This window comes from Rhodococcus sp. 06-221-2 (assembly GCF_002258365.1).
Classification (GTDB): Bacteria; Actinomycetota; Actinomycetes; order Mycobacteriales; family Mycobacteriaceae; genus Rhodococcoides; species Rhodococcoides fascians.
This window is the reverse complement of record NZ_NOYJ01000011.1, coordinates 26,835-42,817: the sequence shown is the minus strand read 5'-3', so window position 1 is coordinate 42,817 and position 15,983 is coordinate 26,835. Positions and strand designations below refer to the sequence as shown.

Sequence of the window (15,983 nt, the reverse complement as noted above, 5' to 3'; positions counted from 1 at the left end):
TCAGCTATTCGACGATCAAGTCCATCAGCAGGCTGTCGTGCCAGCCGTCCGGTCCCTTCTCGTACTTGCGCATGATCCCGACCGGCTCGAAACCGACTGCGCTGTAACAGGCTATCGCTACCGCGTTGTCGGCGGCGGGATCGATCACCAGGCGGTGATGACCGAGATCGACGGTGAGGTACCGCACCAGCGTGCCTACCGCGTCCTTTCCGACGCCGCGGCCGTGTACAGCCGGATCGAGGAAGATGTCGATCGACGCGTGCCGGTACATCGGGTCGGTCTCTTCGCCGTACTGGATCAAACCGACTGTCGCGGAATCCAATTCGACAACCAGGCGGGTCTCTTCAGGGTTGTCGAACGGCCAGCTCTCGTCGGCGTCCTCGTCACCCCACCGCGCATGCACATCGGGGGTGTGCAGTATTCGGCGTAGCTCCGGCACGTCCTCGGCGGTGATCGGCCGCAACACGACCCGTTCACCGCGGAGGTTCATGCCCGCCGACTACTCGACGCGCTTGGCTGCGCGCGCCGCCAGATCCTGGGCGTCGAGCTTGTCCGCTTCCTCCAGGGTCGGGGCACTGCCACCGAGTCGGGCCGGAACCCAGTACGCGCCGGGCTCGTGGTGGTAGCCCTCCTGAAGCTCGAGCAGCATCTTCTGCATGACCGACCGCAGCTTGTCGGTCAGTTCGTTCGGCGGCCCGACCGGCGCAATCGGTTCCCCGACGGCAATGGAGATCGGAGTGTTGGTGCGGCCCAATCGCTTCGGGTAGCCCTTGGTCCACACTCGCTGCGCACCCCAGATGACCGTCGGGATGATGGGGACGCCGGCCTCGATGGCCATACGCGCTGCACCGGACTTGAATTCCTTGATCTCGAAGCTCCGGCTGATGGTGGCCTCGGGGTAGACGCCCACCAGTTCGCCGTTGCGCAGACTCTGCACGGCCGACTTGTAGGACTCCGCACCTGCCCCACGATCTACGGGGATGTGCTTGAGCGCGCGCATGATGGGTCCGGAGATCTTGTTGTCGAAGACTTCCTTCTTGGCCATGAAGCGGATGTAGCGCTTCACTCGCCGCGGCGGCAACCCGGCGTAGGTGAAGTCCATGTATCCGGTGTGGTTGACGGCGATGACCGCTCCACCGGTAGCAGGGATGTGGTCCTCGCCCTCGACCTCGAACTTCAGGCCCTCGAACGCGAACACTGTGCGAGCGATGCCGATGACTGATCGGTAGACGGGTTCCACAGTCGGTTAGCGTAGTCGGTGGACGGGGTCGGAGAAAGGTCCGGCCAGGAGCGCGGTCGGGTCGTGCGCAGTTCGAGAAGCTACGGGGGAGAGAATTCACGTGAAGAACAGAGCGGCTTCACCGCGGCGCAGCCGAGTCTGCCGAACCGCGCTGCCGCTGATAGCGATGATTGCGCTGGTCGGTGCCTGCGATTCCGCGGTCGGGATCCCATCCGAGCAGGCCGCAGCCCCGTCCAGCAGCAGTGCAGGGTCCACCGCCGAGTCCGCGAATGCCGCCGGGTCGAGCACCCCAGAGCCCACCACCACCCCGGCACCGCCGCCCATCCCACCGGGTCCGCCCGTCGGCGAAGCCCCCGGAAATCCTGCGGCCGCCGCGGCACTACGGCCGTTCGTCAACGATCTCACCGGCGGCGGAATAGGTGTCGTCACCGCGAGGTGCTGGACTGTGCCGCCGACCGACATTCCGACGATGTACTTCGACACCGGCGCCATCCTCGCTGCGGTGGCGGCTCCCGCGGTCGACGGTCAGTACGCGGTGACGTGGACCGGACCCACGGCAACGGTCGCCATCAAACGCAGCGAGATCGCGTCGGGTTACGCCTGCCCGACCGTCTATCCCACCGGCACGACGCCGGTGTTCGACGCGACGGACGCGGTCTATACCGTCGACCGCTATCTGGGACGCATCGCCGGTATCCCCGTCAATCGGGGCGACGTCGAAGAGAGCTACCCGCTGGTGTGCGACAGCCGCGGCACGTGGGATCCGAACGGCACCGGGTCTCCCACTGCCCCACCTCTGGCCGAGAACCCGGCAATTCTGCCGAGCATCACCTCGTTCGATCCCGACAGTGTGTTCGTGACGGCCCAGAACGGCGTCTACACGCAGGTCAATGCCGACATCATCGACGCCTCGGGGGTGTACCAGAATCGCACGTTCCTGCTGGCGATCGGCGGCGAGGGCTACTGCATCGGCGACATCGCCTGATCCTGAATTACTTCAGGACATCGGTCCCGACGAAGGGCACGAGGGCTTCCGGAACCCGGACGGTGCCGTCGGCCTGCTGGTGGTTTTCGAGGATCGCCACGATCCACCGCGTGGTGGCGAGGGTGCCGTTGAGGGTGGCGGCGGTCTGAGGCTTGCCGTTCTCGTCGCGGTATCGCACGCCGAGGCGTCGGGCCTGGAAGGTCGTGCAGTTCGAGGTCGAGGTGAGCTCGCGGTATGCCTGCTGCGTGGGGACCCATGCTTCGCAGTCGAACTTGCGCGCGGCCGAGGACCCGAGGTCTCCGCCTGCGGTGTCGATGACGCGGTAGGGCAATTCGACTGCGGCGAGCATTTCCTTCTCGTACTGCAGCAGCTTCCGGTGCTCGGCCGCCGCGTCCTCGGGCTTGATGTACGAGAACATCTCGATCTTGTCGAACTGATGGACGCGGATGATGCCGCGGGTGTCCTTGCCGTAGCTGCCCGCTTCACGACGGAAGCACGACGACCAACCGGCGTAGCGCTTCGGGCCGTCGGCGAGGTCGATGATCTCGCCCGAGTGGTAGCCCGCGAGAGCAACTTCGGAGGTTCCGACGAGATACAGGTCGTCGGCTTCGAGGCGGTAGATCTCGTCTGCGTGTGCTCCGAGGAAGCCGGTTCCCGACATGATCTCCGGCCGCACGAGAACCGGCGGGATCATCATGGTGAACCCGTTCTTGACGGCCTTCTGCGCGGCGAGCTGAAGCAGCCCCTGCTGCAGCAACGCGCCGTAGCCGGTCATGAAGTAGAAGCGTGAGCCCGACACCTTGGCTCCGCGTTCCATGTCGATCAGGTTCAGCGACTCGCCGAGTTCCAGGTGATCCTTGGGCTCGAAGTCGAACTCGGGGACGTCGCCGACGGTCTCGAGCAGCACGAAGTCATCCTCGCCGCCCGCGGGCGTTCCCTCCTCGACGATGTTGGAGATCGCCCGGTGAGCCGTGTCGAGAGCTGCGTCGGCCTCGGCCTCGGCTGCCTGGGCCGCCTTGACCTTCGCGGCCAGTTCCGATGCCCCGGCCAGCAGCGCGGGACGGTCCTCGGCCGAAGCCTTGCCGACCTTCTTGCCCAGCGCCTTCTGCTCGGCACGCAACTGATCCCCGGCCAACACAGCGGCGCGGCGGGAGGCGTCGGCGTCCAGAAGAGCGTCGACGAGAGCGGGGTCCTCGCCTCGGGTGCGCTGCGAGGCGCGCACTGCGTCGGGGTTCTCGCGAAGCAATTTCAGGTCGATCACGAGAGCAAACCTTACTTGCCGAGCAAGCCCAGGTAGTCCTCGCGTCCGAACATCGTGGCTGCGTCGATCGCCGAGGGGTGGCCGCCGTGTGGGTCGGCTCCGCCGTCGACGAGCAGCCGCACCACCTCGTCCTCGCCTTTGAACACAGCGCCCGCGAGTGGGCTCTGCCCCTTGTCGTTGGCCTTGTTCACATCGGCACCGCGTTCGACCAGCACCCGTACCGCATCGGTGTGACCGTGATAGGCGGCCAACATGAGCAGGGTGTCCCCCGACTCGTTGTGCAGATTCACCGGAACTCCGGCGTCGACGTAACTCGCCAGACCGACGGCGTCACCGGTACGTGCCATTGCGAACAGTCGACCGGCCAGCTCACTGAGGTCGTCGTCACCCGTTGGGTCGCTCATGTCGACCGAACATACTCGGGCATGATGGAGGGCGATGTCCGCTACAGAACCAGACCCCACGACGAGCGAGAGTCGGAGAACTCTCTCGGCCACCACTGCTCGACGCGGCCTCGCCATGGTGGCCGTCGGTGCAGTCCTGGCCGCGGGGGCAACAGTGTTCCTGTCCGGCGGATTCTCGACTCCCGAGAAGATCACCACGCATTCGACGGCCAGTGGCCCCGCCACCGCAGGTCCGGTGTCCGCGAAGTCCTTCGGTGCCGCCGACCCGGGCGTATGTCTGCAGTGGACGCCCACCGACGATCCCGAGACCGATCGTCAGGACCTCAGCGAAGTGCCGTGCGCCGACGCCCACCGCTTCGAGGTGGCCCGCGACATCGACATGAGCGTCTACCCCGGTATCGAATTCGGCCCCGGCGCGCCGTACCCGGGAGCGCTGCGCTTCGGTGAACTGCGCGACGAGCACTGCACCGCCGCCGTCGACGGCTACGTCGGTGCCAAGTTCGACCCGAACGGCCGCTACGGCGTCGGCCTGATGTTCCCCAGCCAGGCCGGATGGGCCAAGGGCGAGCGCACGCTGCGGTGCGGTGTGCAAATGCCGTCGAACACCGGTGCGCTGCTCGAGATGACCGGCTCGATCCTCGACCAGGACCAGTCCAAGGTGTGGCCGACGGGCACGTGCATCGGAATCAACCAGAACGTGCCTGCCGACCCGGTGGAATGCTCGACTCCCCACGCGTTCGAGGTGGCCTCGGTGATCAACCTCACGCAGCAGTTCCCCGGCGGGCACCCGTCGGAAGGCGACCAGGACGCGTACCTGGAGAAGACCTGCACCGACGCCGTCAACGGATACCTCGGCTCGGAGAACGCGCTGCGAGACAAGACCCTGACGTTGTTCTGGGACACCATCGACGTCTCGAGCTGGCTCGCCGGTAGCCGTCAGGTGACCTGCTCGGTGGGCAAGGAACTCGACTCCGGTGGATTCGCGACCATCGTCGGCAGCGCGAAGGGCGACATCCTCATCAACGGTGCCGCACCCGTGCCGCCGCCCGCAGCCCCCGACGGCCGCGCCCTCCCGACTCCGCTGCCCGGTGCTGCTCCGATCACCACCGGAGGCTGACATCCCCACCCATATGACCCGCGTCGACTTCGAGGAAGCGGTGTCCGACGCTCTCGACACACTGCCGCGAGAACTCACCGACTTCATGAACAACGTCGTCGTCCTCGTCGAGGAGGAGCACCCCACCGAGGACATCCTCGGGTTGTACGAGGGAATCGCGTTGACCGAACGCTACGAATACAGCGGACACTTGCCCGACGTCATCACGATCTACCGCAAACCGATCCTCGACATGGTCGACGACGAACACGAGGCTCGACGCGAAATCGCCATCACCGTCGCGCACGAAATCGGCCATCACTTCGGCATCGACGACGAACGCCTGCATCAACTGGGATTCGGCTGATCGCGCTCGCCCCCGATCGCCACCCCCACCCCCGTAATGCCACCCCCGGTTGGGATCAATGTGGGTTTCAGTCGGTCAGACTGCAACAGAGGCGCATTGATCCCAACCTGGGGGGGCGGGCAAAACAGGGTTAAGCCGAGACAGCCTCTCGACGAACCGGCCGCACCGCGCGGTCGGTGAGGAACGCGAATCCCAGTCCCAGAGCCAGCCACAGGGTTGCCTGCGTGGCCAGTGACGAGAGTCGGAATTCCCACAGCAGGGTCGCCGGGAAGTCCGAACCCACTTCGTTCACACCCGGCAGAAGTGCGTAGCCCACACCGACGATCACGAGGAACGCCACCGTCGGAGCACCGACGCGAACCGCCACCGACGACTGCGACGCCACCGCCTTCGCCACGTAGATTGCGACTCCCACGGCCAGCAGACCGAGAATCACCGACGCCAACCACAGCCAGGTGCGCTGGGTGATCGTCTCCGGGTCTCCGACGGCCGGTGGGTTTGCCGGGTACTTGAAGAACGGCACCGCTTCGATTGCCAGCCATCCGGCCCCGGCTCCGAGGAGCGCGAGGATCGAGCCCGGGAGCGAGCTGAACCGTCGGGCATAGTGCAGTACCGACGCGAAGATCGCGCCGAGTGCGAGTCCGGCGAGTCCGGTGGCGAGGAACAGTCCGACGCGTTGCCCGTCGCGACTGACGAGGGCGTCCTCGTCTCCGTGCGAGTGCGCAGCAGTCGCATCGGAGTCGGCGTGGTGTGCCTCGCCTGCTGCTTCTTCGATGGAGATGGCCGAATCGACGTGCGGCTCACCGATGACGAAGGCAACTCCGCCGGCGAGCAGTCCCGCGACGAGACCGGCGAGCAGACCTCGCACCAGCAACTGAACGAATGTCCCGGTCAGTGGCATGGCAGGCCCAGCAGGTGGCGGCCGTCGTGCATCAGTTCGTGCATGTACATGCCACTACGCGAGATCGCGCCCTGGTCGAATCCGACGAGGTAGAGCACAACGAATGCAAGCAGTATCGTCGCGGCGACGATGACGGCGAGGGCCGCCGATTCCGTCGTGTTGCTGGGTGCATGAAGTATTGCCATGGGGGTGTCCTCCTGGGATTGTGCGTCCCGTAGTCCCTTCGGAGTCGAAGGGACGGCCATGCGATGTACGAGTTTTCTGGCTCTCGAATTCGGACATCTGCCCGACGTCGATCACAGTGGCGCAACCGTTCCGGATTTTCACCGGATTACCTGCGTACATCGCGTCTTACCTGCGCACTGTGGCACCGCGTTCGACTCTCTGTCAATCACTGTCCTCGAGAGAACACAGTCCGATGCCACAATGACGCGGTGACTGCGCCTACGACCCGCCTGACGTTGGTGAGCCACGCAAGGACCGATGCGATGCGCTCGGGCCGCTTTCCTGCCGACGAGCCACTCGACGAGGCGGGTGTGCGCGCACTCGCCGAGGTGACCGACTTTCCGCGTGCCGACCGAGTGGTGTGCGGCCCGGAGCTGCGGTCCCGATCCACTGCCGACATCTTCGGCAGCGACGTCGCCGTCGAACCCGCGTTGGCCGACGTCGCGTACGGCCGGTGGTCCGGTCTCGAGATGACCGATCTGCCCGACGCCGACGCGATGGCCTGGCTCGGCGACCCGGCATTCACACCGCCGGGCGGTGAATCTCTGGAGGCGTTGTTCGCTCGCGTCCGGACGTGGCTCGACGAGGTCGGTTCGACGCCGGGCCGCACGCTGGCCGTGACCGCACCCGCGGTGATCAGGGCCGCGGTCGTGCTGGTGCTGGCGGCACCGCTCAGCTCGTTCTGGCGGGTCGACGTCGCACCGTTGACGCGCACCTCGATCCATCGCCGAGGCTCGCTGTGGACGACGGATTCGGTGGCACAGAAGTCTCTCTGAATTCTTTCCGGCATCGATGGAACCGATCCGGGCACGGCGGCGTCCTACCTACCGACAGCCCAGTTCGTCGATCGCAGGGAGCGTGCTCATGACCGTCATCAAAGTCGATCCGGTGGCTCTGCAGCTCGCTGCCTCGGAACTCGATGCGGTCGCTGCCCGATTGCAGGCCGCCGTCACTGCGACGGCTCTTCCTGTTCGGCCGCTACCGCCGGGCACCGACGAGGTGTCGCTCTTGACCGATCGCTTCTTCGCCACCGCGGCCGATACCTTCGGCCCTGCTGCAGCACAAGGCATTTCGGAGCTACACCGGGCCGCCGAGGAACTGCGCAAACAGGCCGCGGACTACCTGGCGACCGACGACGACACCGCCGGAGGCCTGCCGGGGCTCGCCGGCATCTGACGCACTCATCGACCGGCAACGGTTTCGAAAACGACACGGGGGCTCGAACATGATGGGGGCTGGACAATGACGCTCGGTGTGACAGGTGTGGTGTGGCTACCACGAACTGCGACAGGAAATTCGACGCGACTGTTGGGGCCCGGGCCGGTGCCTCTACATGTCGCAGGCGGGGCCTGGGGTTCGGTGGCCGCGGCCTTCACCGAGGCCTCGGTGAGCATCGCCGCCATCACGACAGCTCTGACTGCAGGCTGGGAGGGTGAGTCGGCTCTCCTCGCGCAGGCCGCCCTCGCCCGGTTCGCCACGTGGACCGGTGCCACCGCACTGAAGGCGGCGGCACTGTCGATCGAAGCCCCCGCCGCGGGAACCTCGTACGGCGTCGCACTGGCCACCATGCCGTCGCTCGTCGAGATCGGTGCCGTGCAAGCTGCCAAGGTGACGGCTGCGTCGACCGGCGGTGCACTGAACGGAAGTTACGAGGCAGCCGAGGTCGCAGATCGATTGCTCGACATCCGCGCAGCCATGGTCATGGAGGGTTTCGAGCTGGTCTCCTCGCACCTGATCGCGAAGACGACGTTCGATCATGCGCCCGCCATCGTGTCCGAATCCGGCAGTGGTCTCGGCAAATTCGCCAACGGTGCGCTGATGACGTCTCCCGTTCAGGCTGCGGTCGGCAGTTTGATGGCCGCGACTCAGAACCCCGGCGTCGCAGCCGCAGCCGGGCAGCTCGGCAGTGCCGCCACCTCGATCGCCGGAACAGGCGTATCCACGGTGGCCACCGCGGCATCCAACCTGGTCTCGACGCCGCCGCCGATTGGACCCGGATCCGGCATCGGCCACTCCTTCGCACCCGGTGGTTCGGGACCTCACGCCGTCGGGCCGGCATCCACCCGTCCGGTGGCATACGGCGGACTGGGCGGAAGCATCGGCAGCATCGGCGGCGGACTGGGAGTGCCCGGCTCGGCGTCCAGTCCCCTCGGCGGTGGACCGGCGCTCACGGGTGCAGTACAGAGCAGTCCTGCCTCCGCGGTCGGCGCACCGACCGCAGCCGAGGGCGGACTCGCTCAGCGCGGAACTGGAACTGGTGCTGCGCCCGCGTCGGGAACACGGGCGCAGGACGACGACGAACACGACACCCCGGAATACCTGAAACTGTTCGAGCATTTCGCCGACGGCCGCACGGTGGCACCGTCGGTCATCGGAGCGGACCCGGCACTACCGGACCCAGCCCTCGACAACCCAGCCCTCGACAACCCAGCCCTCGACAACATCAGTGAGAACGGCCGGTGATCGACTTGGGAACCGTGCCGGTGGGCCACACACTGCCGAGTGCCGCACTCGGTGTCGACGAGATGGATTTCCTGGTCGACGAACTCTCGATTGCCGAACTACCCGTCGTGCTCGACGTCTTTCCACGCTTCGACGACGCGACAGCCCGCGACCGTGCTGTCGACCGCGGCCGTCAGGCCCTCGCGGCGGCAGGGCTGTGGGATGGCTCCGCGGTCCACGAGGACGTTCGCCACTGGCTGCGGGTCATGGAACAACCCCGCTGGTACGTCTCGGCGCGACAATTCGAGGGCGACACCGTTCCTGTGACTCGGATCTGCATCGCATCCGACGACACCATCGCGGTGTCGGCGGTACGGCGAGAGAACATCGTCACCCTGCGCGTCATCGCCGGGGATCCGGCTCGCGACCTCGTCTCGTCGCTGGGATCGGCACCGCCGTTCGATCCCGGCAGCATCAACGCGCCCACCGACCTGCTGGCCGAGGCACTGGACGCGGCACCGTCCGACGTGGGCGGCACCGCTTCCCGTCTGCGTAGCATCGGAATCGCCGACGACCGGGCCCTCACTCTGGCCTCGGCGATGGCCACGTGCGCGGGCAGGACCGAGATCACGGCCGTGACCCGCAGGCATGGGACTCGGCGCGGGGCCGGGCGTCCGGTGGCCCTGTTCGACACCCGCGTCGGACGGATCGTCGCCACCTCCGCTGTCGCCGCGGACGGTCGTTCGTGGAGCTCGTTGACCGGCGCGTCGGATCACCGGGTGACAGCGGCTCTGACAGAGCTGATCTCGTCGGCCAAGGACCCAGCGACCACCAACCCAGCGACCACGAACCCAGCGATCGGCAATCCCGCGATCAGCTGATCGGGTTGTCTGCCTTGTCGCTGCCCTTGCCCTCGAACGGCGGCAGGAACGTGCCCCACTTGGCGCATGCCCAGCCACCGTCGGGTAGCGGCAACAGCTCGATTGTCTGGGTGTTGTCGAGATGGTTGTCTGCGGCGAAGGTGCCGTCGACACCGGTGAGGGCCGCCGCGACCAGTCGAATTGCGGCCCCGTGGCTCACGACGACGACGTCTCCGGCGGTGTCGTCACCCAGGTACTGTCCACGCAGCTCGTCGAGCACCGGGACGTAGCGCGCCAACACTGCGCGCCCGCTCTCGCCGCCCGGCGCGGCTGCATCCAGATCTCCGGTATGCCACCGGTAGAAGATTTCGGTGAACAGTCGGTGCGCCTCGGGATCGTCTCGATCTTCCAGTTCTCCGGCGGACGTCTCCTGGATACCGTCGGTCACGACGAGGGGCACTCCGGTGCCGCGCTCGACGTAGCCCGCAGTCTGCTTGGCGCGCAGAGCAATCGACGAGACCAACACGGCGGGAGGATTACCCAACCGTGTCTGCGCGTACGCCTCGGCTTGCCGGTGACCCAGCTCGGTGAGTTCGGCTCCCGGCGGCGCTGTGTCCAGCTTCTTCGCGACGTTGGAGACGGTCTGCCCGTGCCGAACGAGAATGAGCTTGCCCATCACAGATCACCCCGACCGAAACGGATTTCGGACAACCACTGCACGTGCTCGTCGATCGGTTGCGGCACCGAACCTCCCGATGTCGTTGCTGTGGGCCATGATCCGAGGAAACGTAGTGGCATCTTCCGGTGGAACGCGGTCAGCGCCTCGGCGACGAGGGGATCGTCCACATGCCCGGCGCAATCGACGAAGAACATGTAGGTGCCCAATTGCGAACGGGTAGGGCGTGATTCGATGAACGTCAGATCGATGTTGCGAATTCCGAACTCCGCCAACGCTGCCGGCAGCGTACCCGGGTCGTTCGGCGGCTTCAGCACCACCGAGGTGCGGTCGGCACCGGTGCGGGCGGGCACCGGCTGCGGCGGAGTCACCAGCACGAAGCGGGTGCGCGCACCCTCGACGTCGATGATGCCGTCGGCCAACGTCGGCAATGAGAGCCGCTCCCCGGCCAAGCGTGTCGAGACGGCGGCGTCGACCACGCCGGCGGCAACATCTTCTGCTGCACCGGCATTCGAGGTCGCGGACTGCACGACGGCGTCGGGCATCGTGGCCTGCAACCACTGCCGGACCTGGCTGAGGGCGATGGGGTACGCGCTGATCGTGCGGGCCGAGTCGAGAGTGACACCGGGTCCGCCGACGATGGTGAACGCGACCTCGATCTCCGTCTCGGCGACGATCTGCAATCGCCGTCCTTCGGACAATGCGTCGAGCGTCGGCGGCACGGCCCCCTCGATGGAACTTTCGATGGGAACCACTGCGGCGTCGGCGGCACCGGATCGAACGGCCTCGAGCGCCGCGGGCGGGCTCGCGGCCGACACCCTCTGGACGCCCCCACTCAGGCCGACCCCATCGAATGCGCCGAGCGTTTCGAATTGCGCCAGCGCCATCTCCGTGAACGTTCCCGATGGGCCGAAGTAAGCGATGCGAGGCACGTCTCGAGGTTACGTTGTCGACGTCCCCGAAGCGATCAAACCGACGTCGACCAGCCGGGCGCGGGCGGCGACGGCGTCGGCGATCTCGACCCCCAGCAGTACCTCCCGCACGGCCTCGGCGGCCTCGGGTATGAGCTTGCGCAGAGCGTCGACATTCGGCGCGGCCAGAGCCGACGCGATGTCGTCTCCGCGCAGCGATGCCACCGTCGCCGCGAGGATCGCGATCACCTCGTCTCCGGTGTCGGCGCGGGCGACCAGACCGACATCGGCATGCGAGACGACGGCGAGCACGTCGGCGATACGCCGCGCCGTGTCGCCGACACCGATGCCGGGGGTCCGATGAGCGGCAACGATGGTCTCCGCGGTCTCGGCCACGTCGATCGCGTCGAACACCGGGAAGACGACGAGGGGCGAGGGCAGCCGTAACCCGAGCGCGTCGGCGAGATGCTCGGGGACCGCGTCGACCTCGAATCGAACGGCTTCGTAGTTGCCTGCGCTCGAGGCCCGGAGCTCGTCCGGGTCGATGTCGAGTCGCACGACGATGCGCCCGAGGTTCTCGGTGGGCGGCAGCGTCAGCAGGGTCGAGGCCAGCACGACGGGCGGGCCGTACTCGGCGGCGCGTGGAGCGGCCTGCACGGCCGGGGCATCGGCGCAGAACGGCTGCAGCAGTCCGGCGACGAGCGCGTTCGGATCTGGTCGGTGCGGCACACCGAGGGTCAACGGAATCGGCACGTCTTCACGGTAGTCCCAGCTTGCCCTTGCGATACCCGCCGCATCCGGCTAACTTAGGGGCACGTTACTTAGGTATGCCTCACCTACTGGCCATTCAACTGTACCGATCGCATCGGAGGAGCCCATGCTCGGCGCAACCACCACCACCGGACCGTCCACCGCCGAGCGCGTACGCAGCGCCTGCATGCGCGCCGAGGGTGCAGCTCTCGTGATCGACGGCAGCGACCCCGTCGTGACGTCCCTGCACCACCTGCGCCCCAACGGCGAGATGATTCTGGCGGTCCCCACCGATTCCCTCGACGACGCGATCAGGTGGCAGTCCTCCCGCGCCGGCGTTCCTGCCGTCGTCGAGCTCACCGATCACGCACCTCTCGCATTGCGCGAACCGGTGCGGTCACTGGTGTGGCTGCGCGGAGAATTGCGCCCGGTGCCGGAATCGCTGATGCGCCCGATGGCCGGCGCGGTGGCCGCCGAGCATCCCCACGCGGCACTGCTCGACGTCGGCCACACCACCTCCCTGGTGCGTCTGATCGTCGGCTCCGCAGTGGTGGCGGACAGCACCGGAGCCGAGCCGGTCGACGTCGACTCGCTGCTGGCAGCCGAGCCCGATCCGTTCTGGGAGATGGAAACGAGCTGGCTCGAGCACCTCGACTCCGATCATCCCGACCTCCTCGCGCAACTGTCCCGACGCCTCCCACCGTCGCTGCGGCAGGGACGCGTGCGTCCGCTGGGCATCGACCGCTACGGCATTCGTCTGCGTATCGAGGGCGAGTGCGGCGACAACGACGTCCGGTTGGGCTTCGCCGCGCCCGTCGACGACACGATCTCCCTGAGCCGGGCCCTCCGGGTCCTCGCCGGTTGCCCGTTCCTCAACGGTCTGCGCGCCCGGGGCTGACGCCGCCGCGAGGCACAACAGGGCACACTCGTGCCGTGATCGACTTCAGGAATTGGTTGACGCCACCGCCGCCGGAGAGCGCCGCTCCACCGCCCGATGCTCGCGAACGCACGACCATCAAGGTCGAGATCGCGATCGTGCTGCTGGTGACGTTCGGCCTCAGTGGCATCAGCAGCATTCTCTCGCTGGTCGAGGATGCCCTGCAGACCGCAGCGCTGTCCGATCAGACGGTCGCCCTGAACTCCTCGCGATCGAGCTTCAGCGTCATCGACCTGCTGTTCCAGCTGCTGAGCATCCTGCGCCTGTGCGCGTGGGGAGCATTGGGGCTGTACCTGCTGTGGCGAGCAGATCTGGCACCGCGTGCGATCGGACTGGCGAAACCGCGCCTGAAGATCGATCTCGGCCACGGCGTCGGGCTGGCGGCACTCATCGGGCTGCCGGGTCTCGCGCTCTACCTGGTCGGCAACGCCCTGGGATTCAATTTGAACGTCGTCCCCAGCGCGCTCGACGACCACTGGTGGCGAGTGCCCGCCCTGATTCTGTATGCGCTGGCCAACTCCGGTGCCGAGGAGATCATCGTCGTCGCCTACCTGATCTCTCGACTCCGCCGACTCGGCTTGAGCGAGAACAAGTCCTTGCTGTGCTCCTCGCTGCTGCGCGGGAGTTATCACTTCTATCAGGGGGTGGGCGGCGGCGTCGGCAACTTCCTGATGGGTCTGGTGTTCGGCCGATACTGGCAGCGCACCGGGAGGCTGTGGCCACTGCTGATCGCGCACGCACTCATCGACATCGTCGCGTTCGTCGGTTACGCCCTGCTGCGCGAACACCTGGCGTGGTTGCCCTGATGGGTACAGTCGATTCGTGAACGACGACGATCGCTACGGACGGCACGGCGCGCCGAATCGGCGTACCCCGCCGCCGAGCCAGCCGCCGCCACCGCGTCGACCACCCGGCCAGCAGCCCCCTCCCCCGCCTCGGCGCGCCGGTGGGGCCCCTGGACAGCCACCGCCGCCACCACGTCAGTACCGACCCGGTCCGCCGCCGGTTCCGAACCCCCGTCGGTACAACCCGGAACCTCCCGCGGAGCGAGGGACCCCTCGCCGTCCGGGGCCCGCACCCGAGGGCACCGAATTCATCAGGCGCGACGGTCGCCCGGCCGCACCTCGTCACGGTGCCCCGGTGCCACCGCAACAGGCGTGGTCGCAGGCACCCGAACCCGGCCCTGCCGGTTCCGTTCCGCCGAACTCGACGCGCCAGTACTCCCGCGCTGCCGAGGACGAGGCCGGGCGCACCGGGTACGCACCGCGCCAACAGCCGGAACCGTACGTCGACGAGCGCAGGCAGCCACCGGCTTCTCCGCAGCGCGCCTTACGCCGACCGGAACCAGCTCGGCCACAACGTGATTCACGTCCCCCCAAGGTTGCGAAGCCGCGCAAGCGTCGGCGCTGGGGCCGTCGCTTCCTGATCGTCCTGCTCGTGCTCGTTCTGGGCATCGGCGGCATCGTCTACTACGTCGACAGTTCGCTCACGCGAGTCGACGCTTTGACCTCGTACCCCGGCAGGATCGGCGACACCCCGGGCACCAATTGGCTTCTCGTCGGATCGGATTCACGAGCCGGCCTGACGCCGGAGCAGGAAGCATCTCTCGCGACCGGCGGCGAGGTGGGCCCCAGCCGGACCGACACCATCATCATGATCCACATCCCCGAGGGCGGCGGGGCGACGACGATGGTCAGCCTGCCCCGCGATTCGTACGTGCCGATTCCCGGCAACGGCGAGGACAAGCTCAACGCGGCGTTCGCATTCGGCGGGCCGTCCCTGCTGGTGCAAACGGTCGAAGGCGCGACGGGAGTGCACATCGATCACTACGCCGAGATCGGCTTCGGTGGGTTCGCCGGAATCGTCGACGCTGTCGGCGGAGTCAACGTGTGTGTGCAGAACGCAATCGACGATCCGTTGGCGGGCATCAACATTCCCGCGGGCTGTCAGGATCTCGACGGTTCCGAGGCACTCGGCTTCGTGCGATCCCGCGCGACCGCATTGGCCGACCTCGACCGGATGAACAACCAGCGGGCCTTCATGTCCGCTCTGCTCGACAAGGCAACCAGCGCTTCCACTTTCCTCAATCCTTTGAAACTCTGGCCGTTGGTGTCCGATACCGCGTCGTCGTTGAGTGTCGACGACGGAGACCACATCTGGAACCTGGCCGGGTTGGCCTGGGCTATGCGCGGTGGGCCGGTGACGACGACCGTGCCGGTCGGCGGCTTCCAGGACTCCGATGTCGGCAACGTCCTCCTCTGGGACGACACCAGGGCACCGGCATTCTTCGACGCCATCGCTCAGGATCGGGAAATTCCGGCAGATCTGCTGACCGGCGGCCCCTGACGGGGGTGTGGGGCCGGTACGTTGTGGATCATGACATTGCCGTCGCATGAGCCCACCACCTCGTTTCACGATCTACTGCGCGCCCAGGTTCGGTACGAGTTCACCGCCTCGCAGCAGTACGTCGCCATCGCGATCTGGTTCGACCGCAACGATCTTCCGCAGTTGGCGCACCGCTTCTACGCCCAGTCGGCCGAAGAGCGTCGGCACGCCATGATGATGATTCGGTTCCTCATCGACAACCGACTCGAGGTGGACGCGTCGGGCATCGACGACGTGGTGACCGCGTTCGATTCGGTCGCCGAACCGGTGGAGTTGGCGTTGGCGCAGGAGGTGGCGGTCACCGATCGGGTCACCGCGCTCGCACAGGCGGCCAGAGCCGAGGGCGATTACATCGGGGAGCAATTCATGCACTGGTTCCTCACCGAACAGGTCGAGGAAGTAGCCGCGATGCAGAGCCTGCTCAACATCGTGCGGCGAGCAGGTTCGGATCTGTTCGACATCGAGCAGTACGTGGCACGCGAGCTCGGCTCGGTGACCCGCGCCACCAATGCACCCAAAGAGGCCGGAAGCGCGTAACTTACG

At 66.9% G+C, this 15,983-nt stretch carries 21 protein-coding genes; 11 read left to right on the top strand and 10 right to left on the bottom strand.

Annotated elements, in window-relative coordinates:
* Window positions 1-4 precede the first annotated feature (4 nt).
* The 3 genes from CH281_RS06220 to CH281_RS06210 all read right to left on the bottom strand — a co-directional run bounded on the left by CH281_RS06220 (window position 5) and on the right by CH281_RS06210 (window position 1,723).
* A complete protein-coding gene (locus CH281_RS06220) occupies window positions 5-490 on the bottom strand; it encodes a GNAT family N-acetyltransferase (RefSeq protein WP_094693444.1) in 486 nt (161 codons plus the stop codon).
* 9 nt (window positions 491-499) lie between these two features.
* A complete protein-coding gene (locus tag CH281_RS06215) occupies window positions 500-1,240 on the bottom strand; it encodes a lysophospholipid acyltransferase family protein (RefSeq protein ID WP_027494833.1) in 741 nt (246 codons plus the stop codon).
* Window positions 1,241-1,336: 96 nt separating this feature from the next.
* The gene (locus CH281_RS06210; RefSeq protein WP_141215004.1) at window positions 1,337-1,723 is read right to left on the bottom strand and encodes a hypothetical protein; all 387 of its coding nucleotides are present in this window, start codon (window positions 1,721-1,723) and stop codon (window positions 1,337-1,339) included.
* Between CH281_RS06210 and CH281_RS06205 the strand changes: the two genes are divergently transcribed.
* Window positions 1,710-2,225 (top strand): hypothetical protein, encoded by a 516-nt coding sequence (locus tag CH281_RS06205; RefSeq protein ID WP_094693440.1) that lies wholly within the window; start codon window positions 1,710-1,712, stop codon window positions 2,223-2,225. The two genes, CH281_RS06210 and CH281_RS06205, sit on opposite strands and share 14 nt — an antisense overlap.
* A gap of 7 nt (window positions 2,226-2,232) precedes the next feature.
* Here the strand turns inward: CH281_RS06205 and serS are convergent, their stop codons facing one another.
* Both serS and CH281_RS06195 read right to left on the bottom strand, forming a co-directional pair.
* Entirely contained in the window at window positions 2,233-3,486 is a 1,254-nt protein-coding gene (gene serS, locus CH281_RS06200; RefSeq protein ID WP_094693438.1) for a serine--tRNA ligase, read from the bottom strand.
* Window positions 3,487-3,497: 11 nt separating this feature from the next.
* Window positions 3,498-3,890 (bottom strand): ankyrin repeat domain-containing protein, encoded by a 393-nt coding sequence (locus CH281_RS06195; RefSeq protein ID WP_027494836.1) that lies wholly within the window; start codon window positions 3,888-3,890, stop codon window positions 3,498-3,500.
* 34 nt (window positions 3,891-3,924) lie between these two features.
* On the opposite strand from CH281_RS06195, the gene CH281_RS06190 reads away from it, so the two are divergent.
* Window positions 3,925-5,007, top strand: a complete 1,083-nt coding sequence (locus CH281_RS06190; RefSeq protein WP_032366734.1) for a septum formation family protein — start codon at window positions 3,925-3,927, stop codon at window positions 5,005-5,007.
* Between the two features lie 13 nt (window positions 5,008-5,020).
* On the top strand, window positions 5,021-5,353 hold the full coding sequence (locus CH281_RS06185) for a metallopeptidase family protein (RefSeq protein WP_027494838.1): 333 nt from the start codon (window positions 5,021-5,023) through the stop codon (window positions 5,351-5,353).
* A gap of 130 nt (window positions 5,354-5,483) precedes the next feature.
* Here CH281_RS06185 and CH281_RS06180 read toward each other — a convergent pair whose 3' ends face one another.
* Together CH281_RS06180 and CH281_RS06175 are read right to left on the bottom strand one after the other, a co-directional pair.
* Window positions 5,484-6,254, bottom strand: coding sequence for a CbtA family protein (locus tag CH281_RS06180; protein WP_032366733.1), 771 nt, complete (start codon window positions 6,252-6,254; stop codon window positions 5,484-5,486).
* Entirely contained in the window at window positions 6,245-6,439 is a 195-nt protein-coding gene (locus CH281_RS06175; protein WP_027494840.1) for a CbtB domain-containing protein, read from the bottom strand. Before CH281_RS06175 ends, CH281_RS06180 begins: the two co-directional genes overlap by 10 nt.
* Window positions 6,440-6,688: 249 nt before the next feature.
* Between CH281_RS06175 and CH281_RS06170 the strand changes: the two genes are divergently transcribed.
* From CH281_RS06170 to CH281_RS06155, 4 genes are all read left to right on the top strand, one after another.
* A complete protein-coding gene (locus CH281_RS06170; RefSeq protein ID WP_256983378.1) occupies window positions 6,689-7,255 on the top strand; it encodes a histidine phosphatase family protein in 567 nt (188 codons plus the stop codon).
* Between the two features lie 88 nt (window positions 7,256-7,343).
* Window positions 7,344-7,655, top strand: coding sequence for a PE family protein (locus CH281_RS06165; RefSeq protein WP_027494842.1), 312 nt, complete (start codon window positions 7,344-7,346; stop codon window positions 7,653-7,655).
* A gap of 66 nt (window positions 7,656-7,721) precedes the next feature.
* Window positions 7,722-8,942, top strand: coding sequence for a PPE domain-containing protein (locus CH281_RS06160; RefSeq protein ID WP_094693434.1), 1,221 nt, complete (start codon window positions 7,722-7,724; stop codon window positions 8,940-8,942).
* Window positions 8,939-9,802: an ESX secretion-associated protein EspG gene (locus tag CH281_RS06155; RefSeq protein ID WP_094693432.1), complete on the top strand. Its 864-nt coding sequence runs from the start codon at window positions 8,939-8,941 to the stop codon at window positions 9,800-9,802. The genes CH281_RS06160 and CH281_RS06155 overlap by 4 nt, the downstream gene beginning before the upstream one ends.
* Here CH281_RS06155 and CH281_RS06150 read toward each other — a convergent pair.
* Genes CH281_RS06150 through CH281_RS06140 form a run of 3 tightly spaced genes read right to left on the bottom strand, consistent with a single transcriptional unit; the run spans window position 9,795 to window position 12,121 of the window.
* The gene (locus CH281_RS06150) at window positions 9,795-10,460 is read right to left on the bottom strand and encodes a histidine phosphatase family protein (RefSeq protein ID WP_032374193.1); all 666 of its coding nucleotides are present in this window, start codon (window positions 10,458-10,460) and stop codon (window positions 9,795-9,797) included. The genes CH281_RS06155 and CH281_RS06150 overlap by 8 nt on opposite strands.
* Window positions 10,457-11,389, bottom strand: a complete 933-nt coding sequence (gene pheA, locus CH281_RS06145; protein ID WP_094693430.1) for a prephenate dehydratase — start codon at window positions 11,387-11,389, stop codon at window positions 10,457-10,459. Before pheA ends, CH281_RS06150 begins: the two co-directional genes overlap by 4 nt.
* A gap of 9 nt (window positions 11,390-11,398) precedes the next feature.
* Entirely contained in the window at window positions 11,399-12,121 is a 723-nt protein-coding gene (locus tag CH281_RS06140) for a hypothetical protein (protein WP_032388112.1), read from the bottom strand.
* 124 nt (window positions 12,122-12,245) lie between these two features.
* On the opposite strand from CH281_RS06140, the gene CH281_RS06135 reads away from it, so the two are divergent.
* The 4 genes from CH281_RS06135 to CH281_RS06120 all read left to right on the top strand — a co-directional run bounded on the left by CH281_RS06135 (window position 12,246) and on the right by CH281_RS06120 (window position 15,977).
* The gene (locus tag CH281_RS06135) at window positions 12,246-13,016 is read left to right on the top strand and encodes a DUF2470 domain-containing protein (protein ID WP_027494847.1); all 771 of its coding nucleotides are present in this window, start codon (window positions 12,246-12,248) and stop codon (window positions 13,014-13,016) included.
* Between the two features lie 35 nt (window positions 13,017-13,051).
* On the top strand, window positions 13,052-13,861 hold the full coding sequence (locus tag CH281_RS06130; RefSeq protein WP_373453877.1) for a CPBP family intramembrane glutamic endopeptidase: 810 nt from the start codon (window positions 13,052-13,054) through the stop codon (window positions 13,859-13,861).
* Between the two features lie 334 nt (window positions 13,862-14,195).
* Window positions 14,196-15,401: an LCP family protein gene (locus tag CH281_RS06125; protein WP_256983377.1), complete on the top strand. Its 1,206-nt coding sequence runs from the start codon at window positions 14,196-14,198 to the stop codon at window positions 15,399-15,401.
* 30 nt (window positions 15,402-15,431) lie between these two features.
* Window positions 15,432-15,977 (top strand): ferritin, encoded by a 546-nt coding sequence (locus CH281_RS06120; RefSeq protein WP_032371710.1) that lies wholly within the window; start codon window positions 15,432-15,434, stop codon window positions 15,975-15,977.
* The last annotated feature ends 6 nt before the right edge of the window (window positions 15,978-15,983 follow it).